Raw genomic sequence first — 14375 nt, 5'->3', positions numbered from 1 at the left:
TATCGGCGGCCAGATACCCGACGTTACCCAACCCGTCGATCACGGCAGCGGCCCAGGAGGCGCTCGGTTAACTCATGACCTCGGCGGCGCGTTTCACCGCATTGACGATGCCCTGATAACCCGTGCACCGGCAGAAGTTGCCGGACAGTCCTTCGCGGATCTCCGCGTCGGTGGGGTCGGGGTTTTCGGCCAGCAGTGCGGTGATGGAGGTGACGAAACCCGGTGTGCAGAAGCCGCACTGCAGGCCGTGGCATTCCCGCATGGCGGCCTGCACCGGGGACAGCTCGCCGTCCGGGGACGCGATGCCCTCCACGGTGGTCACCTCCCGGCCGTCGGCCTGCACGGCCAGCACCAGGCAGGACCGCACGGCCTGACCGTCCAGCAGGACCGTGCATGCACCGCAGGCGCCGTGCTCGCAGCCCAGGTGCGTGCCGGTCAGACCGCAGTTCTCGCGCAGGTGATCGGCCAGCGTCACGCGTGGTTCGACGGTGTCGCGGTACTCGCGTCCGTTCACCGACACCGCGATGGGAAGTTCATGCATCGAGGGCCTCCGTGGTGGCGTCGGTCCAGGCGCGGGCGACCATCGCCGCTCCCACCCGGATGCGGTAGGACGCCGAACCCTGGAGGTCGGCGGGGACGTCGTGCAGTTCGGACAGCGCGAGCCGGCCGAATTCCTCTGCGGTGATGTCGGAGACGGGTCTGCCGGTGATCGCCCGCTCGGCCGGCGTGCCCCGCTCGGGGGTGGAACCCAGCCCGAGCAGCCCCACCGCGCAGCGCTTGACGCGATCCTCGGTGTCGAGTTCGACGGCCACCGTCGCGCCGGCGATCGCGAAATCACCGTGTCTGCGCGCGAACTCGTGCACGGCGAAGCCGGTTCGCCCGGACCAGACCGGGAAGCGCACCGCGCGCAGCAGCTCATCGGCGGCCAGCGAGTTCTCCCACAGGCCGGTGAAGAAATCCGAGGCCGCGATCTGGCGGTCACCCCGCGAGGACGCGGCGTCGATGGTGGCATCCAGCGTCAGTGCCACCGCGGCGAATTCGGCCGCCGGGTCGGCGTGGGCGATCGCGCCGCCGAGGGTGCCCCGGTTGCGGATCTGGAAATGCCCGATGTGCGGGGTGGCCAGGGACAGCAGCGGCACCGAATCGGCGACCTCGTCGTCCATGCCCACCAACGCGTGCGCGGTGCCGGCGCCGATGACCACCTCGTCCTCGATCAGGTCGATGCCCTGCAGTTCGGGTACCCGGGAGATGTCCACCAGGTTCTCGAAATGGGTCAGCCGCATCGCCAGCAGCGGGATCAGGCTCTGCCCGCCCGCGAGCACCTTGGCCTCGTCACCGAATTCGGCCAGCACGTCCGCGGCTTCCTTCACCGACTCGGCCCGGTGATAGGCGAACGGGGCGGCCTTCACGCGAGCAACCGGGTCAGCAGGGCCTGCAGTTCGGCGGACACCGTGGGCGGGGCGGCGGCGGTGCGCCTGCGCCGGCCGACCAGGAATCCGGCGGCGCCGGCGGCCGCGGCCGCGGCGACGGCGGGTCCGTAGCGCTTGGCCACCGGCACGGCGACCACCTTGAGCAGGTCGACGGAGTCGGAGGGTTGCGCGGCGGCGGTGGCCGTCTCGGTGGACGGTGCGGAGGTGGCAGACGGTGCGCCACCGAGTAGTTCGGCCTCCAGGCTGCGGGCGAACTGGGCGATCAGGTTGCCCGAGACATCGGCGAGCACGCCGCGGCCGAACTGGGCGGCCTTGCCGGAGATGGCGAGATCGGTGGTGATCACCACCGTGGTGGCGTCTCCCTCGTCCTTGAGCTGGGCGGTCACGGTGGCTGCGGCGGTGCCGTTGCCGCGGGTCTCCTTGCCCTCGGCCTTGAGCACGATCCGCTGGGCTGCGCTGTCCTTCTCCTGGTAGGTCGCCACGCCCTTGTAGGACACCGTGATCGGTCCGACCTTGACCTTCACCGCCCCGGTGAAGTCATCGCCGTCGACGCTGAGCAGGGTGGCTCCCGGCAGGCACGGGGCCACCCGTTCCACATCGGTGAAAACCTCCCAGACGGTGGCGGTGGGCACCGCGACCCGGAATTCGTTGTTCAGCTCCACGTTTCAGCGGTCCTTTCTGGCGTTCTCGATCAGGTCGACGATCTTGGCCGGGGTGGCGGGCATCTGGGTGACCGTCACACCCAAGGGGGCGAGCGCGTCGTTGATGGCGTTGATGACGGCGGGCGGCGACCCGATGGCGCCGCCCTCGCCGGCACCCTTGTAGCCGCCGACGCCGGGTCCCGGGATCTCGATGTGACCGAACTCGATGGTCGGTACCTCGGTGGCGGTGGGCAGCAGATAGTCCACGAACGTCGAGGCGATCGGATTGCCGGCGTCGTCGTAGGCCAGCTGTTCCAGCAGTGCGCCGCCGATGCCCTGCACGGTGCCGCCGGCCACCTGGCCCTCGACCACGTTCGGGTTGATCATCGGGCCGACGTCCTCGCTGACGATGTATCGGGTCAGCGTCACCTGGCCGGTGACGACGTCGACCTCGCAGGTGCAGGCGTGGGTTGCATTGGCCCAGTGGATCATCGCCTGTGAGTTGAACCGCGCGGTGGCCTCCAGGGTGGGGGAGACCCCGCCCAGCTGAGCGGGGTCATAGTAGGACCGGTAGGCGATGTCGGAGAAGCCGACGCTCTTCTCGCGATCGCTGATGAGGATGGCCCGTGAATCGGCCAGCTCGATGTCGTCGGCCTCGGCGCCGAGCATCTGGGCCGCGATCGCGACGATCTGGCGGCGCAGGATGGTGCCCGCCTCGTTCACCGCGCCCGCGGTCATGGGCGCGCTGCGACTGCCCTGGGTGCCCGCGCCGTACGGTGTCACCGCGGTGTCGCCCTGGATGGTGGCCACGTCGTTGATGTTGGCGCCCAACACATCTGCGGTGAGCTGGACGACTGTGGTCTCGATGCTGTTTCCGCTGGAACCGCCGTTGACGTAGACGTTGATCTTGCCCGTGGATTCCATCCGGATGGTGGCGCCCTCGGTGGCGAGGTTCCCTGTCGCCGCACCGGTGGGTTCGATGTAGGCCGAGAACCCGAGCCCGATGTAGCGGCCCTGGGCCAGCGCTTCGGCCTGTTCCTTGCGGAAACCCTCGAGGTCGAGGATCTTGACGGCCTGCTCGAAGGTGTCGGCGGGTGCGCAGTTGTCATAGGGCATGCCGTTGGGATTGAAGTAGGGCATCTCGTCCCCGCGCAGGATGTTGATGCGCCGAAGCTCCGCGGGATCCATCCCGATCTTGCGCGCGGCGATGTCGAGAAGCATTTCCCGGGTGAGGGTTTCGTACTGCCACGGGCCGCGGTAGGCGTGCAGGCCGGGGGTGTTGGAGAACACCGTCTTGTAGTTGAAGCTGGCCTTGGGCACCCGGTAGGGGCCGGGGAAGAACATGCCGATCGCGGCGGTGGTGAGCACTGGGTAGGGCGTCGGGTAGGAGCCGACGTCCTGGACGAAGTCGATATCGGCGGCCAGGATCTTCCCTTCGGCGTCGAAGGCCATCCGGACGGTGCCGTCGACGTGCCGGGACTGCCCGGCCGACATCAGGTTCTCGCGGCGGTCCTCGATCCACTTCAGCGGCGCCGGCACCCGGCGTGCGGCCAGCATGATGCTCATGTCCTCGCGCATCGGGACGACCTTCTGGCCGAATCCGCCGCCGGTGTCGCGGACGATGACCCGCACGCCCTGGGCGGGGATGCCGAGCAGCCGGGCGGCGAACGCACGCAGTTCGTGCGGTGTCTGGGTAGAGCCCCAGATGGTGAGCTCGGAGGTGCCTGCCGTCCACTCGACGACGATCCCGCGGGTCTCCATCGGCACCGGCACGTACATCTGTTGGTAGATACGTTCTTCGACCACATGGGCCGCCGAGGCGAACAGCTCCTCGTCCGGCGGCATCCCGCCCATCCCGCCGGCGACGTTGTCGGGGTAGGCCTCGTGCACGACGGGAATGTCTTCGGCGGCACCGCCGATTGCTTTGCGGAAGTCGGCGACGGCGGGCAGCTGGGTGTAGTCGACGTCGACGAGGTCGACGGCGTCCTCGGCCAGGCGCCGGCTCTCGGCGATGACGATGGCGACCGGGTCGCCGACGAACTTCACCTCGCCCTCGGCCAGCGGCGGGCGCGGGGTGTCGGGGACATCCTTGCCGGCCACCGCGTGCCAGGCCTCGTGCACGCCGGGGTTGATGTCGGCGGCGGTGAACACCGCCTGCACGCCGGGCAGCGCGAGCGCGGCCGCGGTATCGATGCGGTTGATGGTGGCGTGCGCGAAAGGGCTGCGCACGAAGCAGGCATGCAGCATGCCGGGCCGCTGCACATCATCGACGAAGGTGCCCTTGCCGGTGAGCAGGCGGGCATCTTCGATTCGTGGCACCCGGGTGCCTGCGTAGCGAGCGGCGACGGTTCCCGTCACAGGGGCTCCTGTTCCTCGAATGCTTGCGCGTGTAAGTGGGCTGTGTCACACGTTGATGCGAGCGGCGTTAGCCTACCCCGAGAAGCAGCGTTCCAAAAGAAGAGAGTGGCGTTACCGCACGTTGATGCTGGTGTCGGCCCGCTCGTGGTGGATCCGACCGTCCACCGCGGCCAGCGGGCGACCCCCGCCGCCCCACCGGCGGGCGATGATCTCGGCCACGATCGAGACAGCGGTCTCCTCGGGGGTGCGCGCCCCGAGGTCCAGTCCGATCGGGCTCGACAGCCCCGCCAGATCGGCATCGGTGATCCCCGCCTCGCGTAACCGGGCGAGGCGGTCGAGATGGGTGCGCCGCGAACCCATGGCCCCGATATAGCCGATCTGCGGCAGTCGCAGTGCCACCTCCAGGGCGGGCACGTCGAACTTGGGGTCGTGGGTCAGCACGCATATCGCGGTGCGGCCGTCGATGGCGCCGGCGTCCTGCTGGGCGCGCAGATAGCGGTCGGGCCAGTCCACGACCACGTCGTCGGCCGCCGGGAAGCGTGCTTCGGTGGCGAAGACCGGCCGGGCATCGCACACCGTCACCCGGTAGCCGAGGAAGGCCCCCTGCTGGGCCAGGGCGGCCGCGAAATCGATGGCGCCGAAGATCAGCATGCGCGGGCGCGGGGCGTAGCTGGCGACGAAGACGGCCATGCCGGTCTCGGCCGTCTCATCCACCCGCTCACCGTCCGGGCCGTAGGACAGCACCGCGGTGCGGCCGGCCAGCAGCAGGCCGCGGGCGTCGTCGGCGACCGCGGCATCGGCACGTGCCGACCCGAGCGAACCCGTCGCGGCATCGGGTTCCACGATGAGCCTGCGGCCCACCCAGGCATCCTCCGGATGGGCGATGATCGTGGCCACCGCAATCGGCCGGTGTGCGTCGATGGCCGCAGCGACCTCGGCGAGCTGTGGAAACGTCTGCTGCGACACCGGTTCCACGAACACGTCCAGGATGCCGCCACAGGTCAGGCCGACGGCGAAGGCGTCATCGTCGCTGAAGCCGTAGCGCTGCAACGCGGGTGCCCCGGTGTCGACCACCTCGGTGGCCAGCTCGTAGACCGCCCCCTCGACGCAGCCACCGGATACCGAACCGGCCACGGTACCGTCGGGGGCGACGACCAATGCCGCCCCGGCGGGCCGGGGTGCAGACTTGATGGTCCGCACCACGGTGGCGAGGCCGGCGGTGCCGCCGGCCCGCCAGGTGGTCATCAGGTCGTCGAGAACCTCGCGCACCGTTGAAGTCTATGCAGTGCGGCCGCCCGGCCCGCGCGGATGCGGCCGGAGCGAGCGCAGGCGCCCATTTTATTAGCTGTGCTAAGTTATAGGCATGATCGACATGAAACAGCTTGCGCGAAGGGCGGAAATGGTCGGCGCGATCGGTGCCGGATCACTCGCAATGGTGCTGGGAGTCAGTGCCGGTGCTGCGAACGCCGCGCCGCCGTCGCCCGGCGGTAGCGGTATGCAATTCGCCCAGGATCCCCCGTGGGTCAACGATCGGCACGACGACCGTGGCTGGCGCGGTCACGACAACGGCTGGCGTGACGACGGGCGCCGCTCCGGCCTGCACATCAATCTCCCGTGCGTGACCGGACCCTACGGCGTCGTGACATGGTGCCCGTAGACGGTGGAGCCGTGAGGCGGCTGCCGTCATGATGAGTCATGCGCACAGTGACCGCGGCCGTGGCGGTGTTCCTGGCGGTGGTGCTGTCCGGGTGCGGCCCCGGCGAGCCCAATTCGTTGTTCGACGCCGCCGGCTACCACCTGCGTGACGGACACGTCTACTACCTGAACGCCTTTCCCGGCAAGGCATTCGCCATCGACGGCGCCGATGCCGGCAGCTTCGAGGTGCTGGACCGTTCCTACGCCAGGGACCGCGACGCGGTGTATCTGGACGGTCACCGGCTCGACGGGGCCGACCCGGCGACCTTCGAACTGCTGGACCGGCCCGGCTACGCCAAGGACGGCCATCAGGTGTATATCCGTGGCCAGGTGATCAGCACCGATCCCGGGCATTTCGAACTGCTCGACGGTGAGCTGTCCAGGGACAGCACCGCGGTGTACTGGCCCGACGGCAGCGTGCTGTCCGATGATCCGGGGCATTTCGCGGTCATCTCCAATGCCGACCACTATCTGTTCACCCGGGATGACGACAGTGTGCACGTCAACGGCAACGAGGTCGACGGGGCCGACCCGCGCAGCTTCACGGTGCTCGGCGGGGCGTATGCCACCGATGCGACGCGCGCCTACTACTTCGACGATCCGATCGCCGGTGCCGACACCGCCTCGCTGCGTCACCTGGACGGCGCCTACGCCGCGGACGCACGCGGTGCGTACTGGATGGGGCTGGGAATCGCCGGTGCCGACCCGGTCAGTTTTCGGGTGCTGAGCGCGGCCTTCGAATGCTCCGCCGATGACCGCCGGGCGTACTACCGGCGCGATGTGATCGCCGGCGCCCAACCGCGCACCTTCCCGGCCGGTCGCGCGGTCACCGGTTGTTCGACATCCCGGATCACGTTCTCCGGCTAGTCTTTGCGCTCCCACAGGCAGTGCCCGGTCATCGAGATGTCGAACAGGCTGGGCAGGACCTCCAGCGAGAGCGGCTGCCCGGGAGCGCCTTCGTTTTTGACCGGAGTTCCGAGGACACCCGCGCTGACGACCGTCTGCTGAGTCGCCGCGCACCGGGTGTCCGGGTCCAGCGGGGTCGCGATCCAAGGGCCCGGCAACAGGTTCGGGTTGCGCAGGCCGCCGCCGTGCAGCGCCATCACCGGACCGAAGCTGACCCACCGATCGCTGGGATCGGTGGGAGCGGTGGCCGCCTGCCATCGTTGGTCTTGGCAGATCAGCGGCAGTGACCGCCCGAACGGCAGGGTGGCGGTACCGGTCAGGTCGGACGGACATGTGGTGTCCGGTTGCGGCACAGCGGGTTCGGCATACGCCGGCGCGGCCGTCACGAGTGCGGCGAACAGCGGTACTGCCAGTTTGAGCATGGCTACAGCTTGGTGAGGTCGGTCTTCATGAGCATGACGTTGTACTCGCTCCAGATCGACAGGTTCCAGTACAGATCGGTGCCGGTGCCAAGGGTGGACGGCGACCACGGGTGCATCATCGGCGCGTAGATGCCGCCGTTCTGCTGGCCCATCACGACGGTCGGGCCCGACCAATTGCCCGTCGGGGTATCCGAGGTGCGCATCACGATGTTGTTGAACTGGTCGCCGTGCATAGCAACGTACTTTTTTAGCGTCTTGTTGTACTGCACCGACATTTCGCTGACCTGGTTACCAGCTTTCGCCACTCCGCAAGCGCCTTGTTCCCTACCGAAGATCGGGCTCGCCTTCGCCGGGTCGTTCTTGTACCACCCGGCGGGATACGAGCCGAACCCGAAGAACCAGCCTGGATTGCCCTGGCTGAAATATTCGTACTTGGTGACGTCGAGGATGTCCTTCTCGAGAACTCGAGAAACGAAGGCCTCGCCCTGCCGCCCATTCGGTGTCCCATAGGCGTACACGAATCCGTCGCCCGGCCGAACGAAGGATGCTTGCTGAAAGTTGCTGTTGCCGCCGAAGTTTGTGCGAACGCTCGCCGGTGAAATGTACCAGTTCTCGCCGTTGTCCTCGGAATAAGCGATCGCCGAGTAGTTGGTGGTCCATTGCCCGGCGGCGCCCCACTGTTTGACCGACATAAAGCTGAGGTACTGCGTTGCACCGTACTTGGTGCCTGGAGTGGGGACAGAGATGCCGGCCGTCGGGATCAGGGTCACTCCGGTCGGCAGCCCGGAGGGCAGCCGTTCCGGCAGGATGATCTGGCGTGCGTAGTACTTCTCCCACAAGGGAGACCCACCGAACATGTTGCCGTTGAACCATTGTCCATCCGGTACCGCCATGCCATCCCCAAGAACGATGTCGGAACTCCGGAACAGCGTGTTCAGGCGCCAGGTCCCGGTCATGTTAGGCCCGCCGAAGGTGTCGCCGAAGGCGATCAGTACCTGGTGCTCGTTGATCGGAGTGCTCGGGTCATCGGGAATCCCGTTGTCCCACATGGTGCCGATGTCAGTACCCCAGATACCGTAACGGTTCAACGTATCGTTCGGCGGGAAGTTACCGGTCACCCAGTCGACGAATTGGGTGGAACCGCTGACCTGCGCGCCCGGCCACGGGAACCCGGGGCGTGCATTGGCGGCGGCCAGTGCCAGCGAGACGTTGTCGGAGGCAACGCCTCCGGTGGCGGCGGCACCGCTCGGGTCCAGCCGCGTCAGCAGGTTGTCGACCTCGCGGCGGGCGAAGGCCAGCAGGGTCCAGGCCAGCGTCGGGCTCGACGGTGAGCCGGGGATCACCCCGGCCGCCCAGTCCAGCACCTTGGAGACCACCTTGACGACCGCGGTCACCGGGTTCGGCGGGGCTGCCGTGATGGGTGCGACCCGTCGTTCGACCTGCACCGCGTCCGAGGACGCCAGCGTGCGGGCGGAGGCGAAGACCGCCACCCTGTCCGCGGTCTGGAGGGTGTCGGTGGGGTCGGCGGCTCGGGCCGGCTCGGCCGCGATGGGCGTCGTCGTCACCGGCGCGGGGGTGGCCGGCGCGGTGGCCGTCTGCTCGGTCACCTCGGCGGCCGCCGGTCTGCCGGCCCGCTTCGGTGAGAGTGCGGTCTTGCCGGCGGTGCGCAGGCTGGGTCGCGGCTTCTTGGTGGTCGGTTTGTCCGGCGTCTCCGGATCCTTGATGGTCTCGGTCTCCGGGTCGGCGTCCGGCTTCGCCGGTTTCTCATCCGTCTCGGTGCCCGCGGTTTCGGTCTTGTCGCCGGAACCGGAGGTCGACTCGGGTCCGGCCGAACTGGCGGTGGAGTCCTTGGCTGGGGAGCCGGACGACGGGTCGCCGGGATCGGCCGTGGCAATACCGTGCCCAGTGGCTATCGCGGTGCCGACGCCGAGTGCCACGGCCAGGCCCCCGACCCGGCCTATTGCCAGTGCACCCCGCTTGGCGGTGATCTCGCCATCCCGCCCGACATATGTTGCTGTGCCCATGAAGGAGTCTCCGTGCTGTCCGCCCCCGGCCCAACAAGTAGTCCCCATCAAACCTCAGCGGCGCCGATAGTGGAAGAGGCAAATACCCCACCGGCCCCAGCGGTCGCGGTCGAGCTGGTCTTTCAGTCGATCAGACCGGCCTCGCGCAGGGCGTCGGTGTACAGGTCGGTGGCCTCGTCGAGGCCGTCGTTGACCCAGGCGTCCACGATGCCGACCCGGTCGGCGACCAACTGCACCGTGTTGACCCAACGCTCAAAATCCGGGGCGCGCCGCAACTGGTCGATCTGCTGGGTGCTGCCCTGGATCAGGATGAAGCCCCCGAGTTCGCTGCTCTGCGGTCGCAGGACCACTACGTCGAAACGTTCGATCCGTCCGCCGTCGGCCAGCTCGGCCAAGAAGGTCCGCGAGGATTTCAACGTGGCGAGGGCCTGCGGTTCGCGGCCCTGCGTCGGCAGTCCCCATGCTATCCAGAAACCGGTATTGGACATGTTTTACCTCTTTCCCGTCGCATCGCTCGCCCCAAAAACGTACACAGCGTCAGGGCGCCACCGCGGTGCGCAACGTCCGTGTCGGCGGCGGGCGCAGCGCAGCCGACAGGTCGGCCAGCGGAACCGGGTCGGTGACCAGTCGGTGCCACGGATGCCGGTGCAGGGTGCGGTCCAGGAAGCGCACCGCCTGATGCAGGTGCCGGGGCTCGTAGTTGTGCACCCCGGTGATGGTCAGCCAGCGCCGGACCACCGTCTCCGGGTCCACGGCCAGTGCGGGGCCGGGCGTGACCGATCCGGCCAGTACGAGCACGCCGCCGGTATCGAGCCGGGACAGTGCCGCGCCCACCGCCTCGGTGGAGCCGGTGTAGTCGATGGCCACATCGACCGGTGCGCCGTCGCTGGGCAGTGCCCCGAACCCGGTGGCCAGCGCGAGCCGGTCGGCGTGGTTGTCGATCACCTGGACCTGCGCTCCGGCATCCAGGCAGGCGGCGACGGCGGTCAGCCCGAGCATCCCGGCCCCGCCGATCAGCACCCGTCTGCCGGTCAGCCGACCCGCCGCTTCCAGCGTCGCCATCACGGTGGCCGTCGCGCAGGCCGCCGGTGCGGCGACGGCGTCGGGCATCCGGCCGGGCACCACGCTGACGGTGGTGCCGCGTGGCAGCACGATGTGCTCGGCGTAGGAACCCGACAGCGGCCAGTCCCCGTCGAAGGGTTCGTGGCCGGTCTTGCGTACCGACGTGCACTTTGCCGTCCGTCCGGCCGCGCACCGGGAGCAATCGCCACAGCTGACCGTCACCGACCAGACGATGCGTTGTCCCGGTTCGGCAGTCGCACCGGGTCCGACGGCGACGACATCGCCGACCGCCTCATGCCCGAGCACCGACGGACACGGGGCGGGCCGGCGCCCGGTCACGGTGTGCAGATCGCTGCCGCAGATGGTGGCCAGCCGCACCCGCACCAGGGTCTCGCCGTCGCGCAGGCGCGGAATGTCGACCTTCTCCAGCGAGATCGCCGATCCGCCCGTCCACACCGCGGCGGTGGTCACACCAGGCGCGAACGTATCCATCCGGACAGCCTTTCGATCGAGTACACGATGACGAAGATGACGATCACGATCGCGCCGGCCACATCGAAGTTCAGCGTCCTGATCGACTCGAAGAGCAGGAACCCCACTCCGCCGGCGCCCACGATGCCCAGCACCGTGGAGGTGCGCACGTTGACGTCGAACAGATACAGGCTCGATCCGACCAGCGCGGGCATCGACTGCGGAATGACCGCGGAGAACAACGTCTTCCACCATCCGGCGCCCACCGAGCGCACCGCCTCCATCGGCCCGGGATCGATCTCCTCGACCGCGTCGGCGACGAGTTTGGCCAGGAAGCCGACCGACCCGATGGCCAGCGCGCAGGTTCCCGCGATCGGGCCCAGGCCCAGCGCGGCGACGAACACCACGGCCAGGATGAGTTCGGGTACCGCGCGGACCGCCAGGATCCAGCCGCGCGCCAGCCAGTACACCGTCGGTCCCGGGGTGACGTTGCGGGCGGCCAGGATTCCCACCGGGATGGACAACACCACGCCGATCGCGGTGGACACCACGCCGATCGCCACGGTCTGCGCGGCGGCGTCGAACAGGTCCCAGCCCAGCGCGCCGAAGTTGGGCGGCACCATCCGGGTGAACACCTCGGCCGACGGGACGACCCAGGTGAACAAAGACAGTGGATTGATCCGCAGCACCGCGAAGGCCGCGACGATGGTGCCGAGCAGCAGACCGGAGAACGCGAAGCGCATCGCCCGGTCACGGCGAGGATCGGACTGCCCCGGCGCCAACAACATTCGTCGGATCACGATGGACAGCAGTTCCATCGCGACGATGATCACCAGGATGACGCAGACGATGCCGAGGGCGCGGGGATAGATCAGCCCGCGCAGGGCGTCCTGCAGGGCGAAACCGATACCGCCGGCGCCGACGAAGCCGAGCACCACCGACATCCGCAGATTGATGTCGATGCGGTAGACGAAGGTGCCGATCCAGGACGGGATGACCTGGGGGATGACGGCGTTCAGCATCTCGCGGAAGTAACCGACGCCGGTGCTGCGGACCGCTTCGCGCGGGCCCGGATCGGTCTGCTCGATGGCGTCGGCGAACAGCTTGGCCAGCATGCCGATGGAGTGCAGCGCCAGCGCGAGGATGCCGGGGAGCACGCCGATGCCGAGCGCGCGCACGAACAGCACCGCGAACAGCAGATCGGGCATGGCCCGGCAGAACGTGATGATCGCCCTGGCCGCGGCGTAGACGGCCGGATGCGGGGTGGTGTTGCGGGCCGCCATGAACGCCAACGGAATCGAGACGATTGCTGCGAGGACGGTGCCCAGCACCGCCATCAGAAGGGTCTCGACGGCCAGGACGCCGATGCGGCCCGGGTCGTCGAGGCGCGGTGGCAGCATGCGTTCCAGCAGGCGCAGGACCTCGTCGAATCCGTCGATGAGCTCGGACGGGAAGAAGTCGATGGACCAGGCCGACACCATGGTGGCGACCAGCGCCGCCACGGTCACGAGGTGCAGGAGGCCTGGCAGCGCGCGCTTCTCGCGTGGCGGCGCGGAGGGGCGTTCCGCGACGGGTGCGCTCATGAGCGTTGCTTCGCGGCGGTCTCGCTGGTCGGGTCGACGCGTTGGTAGATCGCCATGACCTCGTCGCGGGTCATGCCGACCGCCGGCCGGTCGAGGACCTTCTCGCCGTTGCGCAGACCCACCAGCCGGTGCGCCCAGCCCAGCGCGAGATCGACCTGATGCAAGGTGCAGACCACGGTGAGCTTTTCCTCGACGCAGATCTGGAACAGCAGATCCATGACGACACCGGCATTTTCGGGGTCGAGTGAGGCAACCGGCTCGTCGGCCAGCAGCAGCGCCGGGCGCTGCATGAGCGTGCGTGCGATGGCGATGCGCTGCTGCTGCCCGCCGGACAGGGTGTCGGCGCGGCGTTCGGCGAAGTCCGCGAGGCCGACCCGGTCGAGGTGCGACATGGCGGCCGCCCGCATGTGCTTCGGGTAGGTCAGGGCACCGTAGCGGGGGAACGTGAGTTGCCCGAGACCACCGATCAGGACGTTCTCCAGGCAGCTGAGCCGGCCGACCAGGTTGAAATGCTGGAACACGAAGCCGACCCGGGTGCGCAGCGCGCGCAGGTGGGCCGCCGAGGCCTGGTCGACACGGGTACCGCCGACGTCGATCCGGCCGGAGTCGACCGGGTGCAGCCCGTTGAAGCAGCGCAACAGCGTCGATTTACCGGAGCCGGAAAGCCCGAGCAGTACCAGCAATTCACTGCGCCGAACATCCAGTGAGACATTGTTCAGCGCCAGGGTGTCACCGAACTTCTTGGTGACGTCGCGGGCGACGACGACCAGGTCGTCGCCCGCGACGGGATGGCCGGGGCCGGCCGGGAGCGTCATGATCAGCCCTTGCACTTCTCGGAGCCGGTGACGTCACAGACGTGGCGCACACCGTCGTAGTCGGCGTCAGACGCCGGGACGACACCCCAGGCGCGTTCGTCGGTGATGCGGCATTCGTCGCCCTTGCAGAAGCCCTCGGCCTCAAAGCTTTCCACATTCACCTTCTCGGCGAAGAGGGTCTTGAGCTTGTCGATCGCCTCCGTGCCCAGCGAGTCGTTGGCCGCGAACACCGAGCCCGCGATCATCTCCGACTTCCACACCGTCTTGAGCTGACCGGGCTGCAGATCGCCCTTCTCGATCATGGTCTGGTCGACCATGGTGTCGAATGCGAAACCGGCGTCGCAGTCACCGTTGGCGATGGACAGCGCCGAGGCGTCATGCCCGCCGGCGAAGACCGGTGACATGGCGGCCGAGATATCGGCTTCCGACCCGGACTTGATGACGCCTTCCTCGATGAGGCCCGCCGTCGGGTACAGGAAACCGGAGGTGGAACCGGGGTCCACGAAGCAGACCTTCTTGCCGGCAAAGTCTTTGAGGCCGTTGATATCCGCGACATCGGAGCGGGTCAGGCCGTAGGACTGGTAGCCGGGCTGCTCGCCCTCCTCGCCGATCACCGCGCCGAGCGGGGTGATCTTGGCGCCGTTGACCTTCGCCACCACATAGGCGAAGGGGCCGAAGAAGGCGAGATCGACATTCTCGGCGATCATGCCCTCGACGACACCGGCGTAGTCGGAGGCCTGCACGAACTCGACCTTGGAGCCGGTTTCCTTCTCCAGCAGGTTGATCAGGGGTGCGTAGCTGGCCTTGAGGTCCGAGGAGTTCTCGGCCGGGATGGCGGCCAAGGTGATGGTCTCCGGGAAGCCCTGGGCATTGGCGGCCTCAGAGCCGAAATCGCTGCTCGAACAACCGGACAGGGCGAGGGCGGCGGCAGCTGCTGCCACTACGGCGATACGGATCTTCATGTCTGA

The 14375-nt window shown here is 68.3% G+C and carries 14 protein-coding genes; 2 read left to right on the top strand and 12 right to left on the bottom strand.

Annotated elements, in window-relative coordinates; genetic code table 11:
* Positions 1-67: 67 nt before the first annotated feature.
* From ASE48_RS14480 to ASE48_RS14460, 5 genes are all read right to left on the bottom strand, one after another.
* Complete coding sequence (locus ASE48_RS14480) at positions 68-541, bottom strand: (2Fe-2S)-binding protein (protein WP_057167807.1); 474 nt, start codon at positions 539-541, stop codon at positions 68-70.
* A complete protein-coding gene (locus ASE48_RS14475; RefSeq protein ID WP_057167806.1) occupies positions 534-1409 on the bottom strand; it encodes an FAD binding domain-containing protein in 876 nt (291 codons plus the stop codon). The genes ASE48_RS14480 and ASE48_RS14475 overlap by 8 nt, the downstream gene beginning before the upstream one ends.
* Positions 1406-2092 (bottom strand): SRPBCC family protein, encoded by a 687-nt coding sequence (locus ASE48_RS14470; protein ID WP_057167805.1) that lies wholly within the window; start codon positions 2090-2092, stop codon positions 1406-1408. Before ASE48_RS14470 ends, ASE48_RS14475 begins: the two co-directional genes overlap by 4 nt.
* Positions 2093-2095: 3 nt before the next feature.
* Entirely contained in the window at positions 2096-4429 is a 2334-nt protein-coding gene (locus ASE48_RS14465; RefSeq protein ID WP_057167804.1) for a xanthine dehydrogenase family protein molybdopterin-binding subunit, read from the bottom strand.
* A gap of 111 nt (positions 4430-4540) precedes the next feature.
* Positions 4541-5698 carry an XdhC family protein gene (locus ASE48_RS14460; protein ID WP_057167803.1) on the bottom strand — a complete coding sequence of 386 codons (1158 nt, stop codon included), beginning with the start codon at positions 5696-5698 and terminating at the stop codon, positions 4541-4543.
* Between the two features lie 94 nt (positions 5699-5792).
* Here ASE48_RS14460 and ASE48_RS14455 point away from each other — a divergent pair, with 94 nt between their 5' ends.
* Entirely contained in the window at positions 5793-6086 is a 294-nt protein-coding gene (locus tag ASE48_RS14455; RefSeq protein ID WP_156409205.1) for a hypothetical protein, read from the top strand.
* Positions 6087-6124: 38 nt separating this feature from the next.
* Positions 6125-6991 carry a DKNYY domain-containing protein gene (locus ASE48_RS14450; protein WP_057167801.1) on the top strand — a complete coding sequence of 289 codons (867 nt, stop codon included), beginning with the start codon at positions 6125-6127 and terminating at the stop codon, positions 6989-6991.
* Here ASE48_RS14450 and ASE48_RS14445 read toward each other — a convergent pair.
* From ASE48_RS14445 to ASE48_RS14415, 7 genes are all read right to left on the bottom strand, one after another.
* Positions 6988-7452: a hypothetical protein gene (locus ASE48_RS14445; protein WP_057167800.1), complete on the bottom strand. Its 465-nt coding sequence runs from the start codon at positions 7450-7452 to the stop codon at positions 6988-6990. The two genes, ASE48_RS14450 and ASE48_RS14445, sit on opposite strands and share 4 nt — an antisense overlap.
* A 2-nt stretch (positions 7453-7454) precedes the next feature.
* Positions 7455-9476: a DUF4185 domain-containing protein gene (locus ASE48_RS14440; RefSeq protein ID WP_082614203.1), complete on the bottom strand. Its 2022-nt coding sequence runs from the start codon at positions 9474-9476 to the stop codon at positions 7455-7457.
* A 122-nt stretch (positions 9477-9598) separates the two neighbouring features.
* Entirely contained in the window at positions 9599-9964 is a 366-nt protein-coding gene (locus ASE48_RS14435; protein WP_057167799.1) for a hypothetical protein, read from the bottom strand.
* Between the two features lie 49 nt (positions 9965-10013).
* Positions 10014-11030 carry a zinc-binding dehydrogenase gene (locus tag ASE48_RS14430; protein ID WP_057167798.1) on the bottom strand — a complete coding sequence of 339 codons (1017 nt, stop codon included), beginning with the start codon at positions 11028-11030 and terminating at the stop codon, positions 10014-10016.
* Complete coding sequence (gene phnE / locus ASE48_RS14425; protein ID WP_057167797.1) at positions 11006-12592, bottom strand: phosphonate ABC transporter, permease protein PhnE; 1587 nt, start codon at positions 12590-12592, stop codon at positions 11006-11008. The genes ASE48_RS14430 and phnE overlap by 25 nt, the downstream gene beginning before the upstream one ends.
* Positions 12589-13407, bottom strand: a complete 819-nt coding sequence (gene phnC / locus ASE48_RS14420) for a phosphonate ABC transporter ATP-binding protein (RefSeq protein WP_057167796.1) — start codon at positions 13405-13407, stop codon at positions 12589-12591. The genes phnE and phnC overlap by 4 nt, the downstream gene beginning before the upstream one ends.
* Before the next feature lie 2 nt (positions 13408-13409).
* A complete protein-coding gene (locus tag ASE48_RS14415) occupies positions 13410-14369 on the bottom strand; it encodes a phosphate/phosphite/phosphonate ABC transporter substrate-binding protein (RefSeq protein ID WP_057167795.1) in 960 nt (319 codons plus the stop codon).
* Positions 14370-14375 lie beyond the last annotated feature (6 nt).

The organism is Mycobacterium sp. Root265, assembly GCF_001428895.1.
Classification (GTDB): Bacteria; Actinomycetota; Actinomycetes; order Mycobacteriales; family Mycobacteriaceae; genus Mycobacterium.
This window is presented reverse-complemented; position numbering and strand designations above follow the sequence as displayed.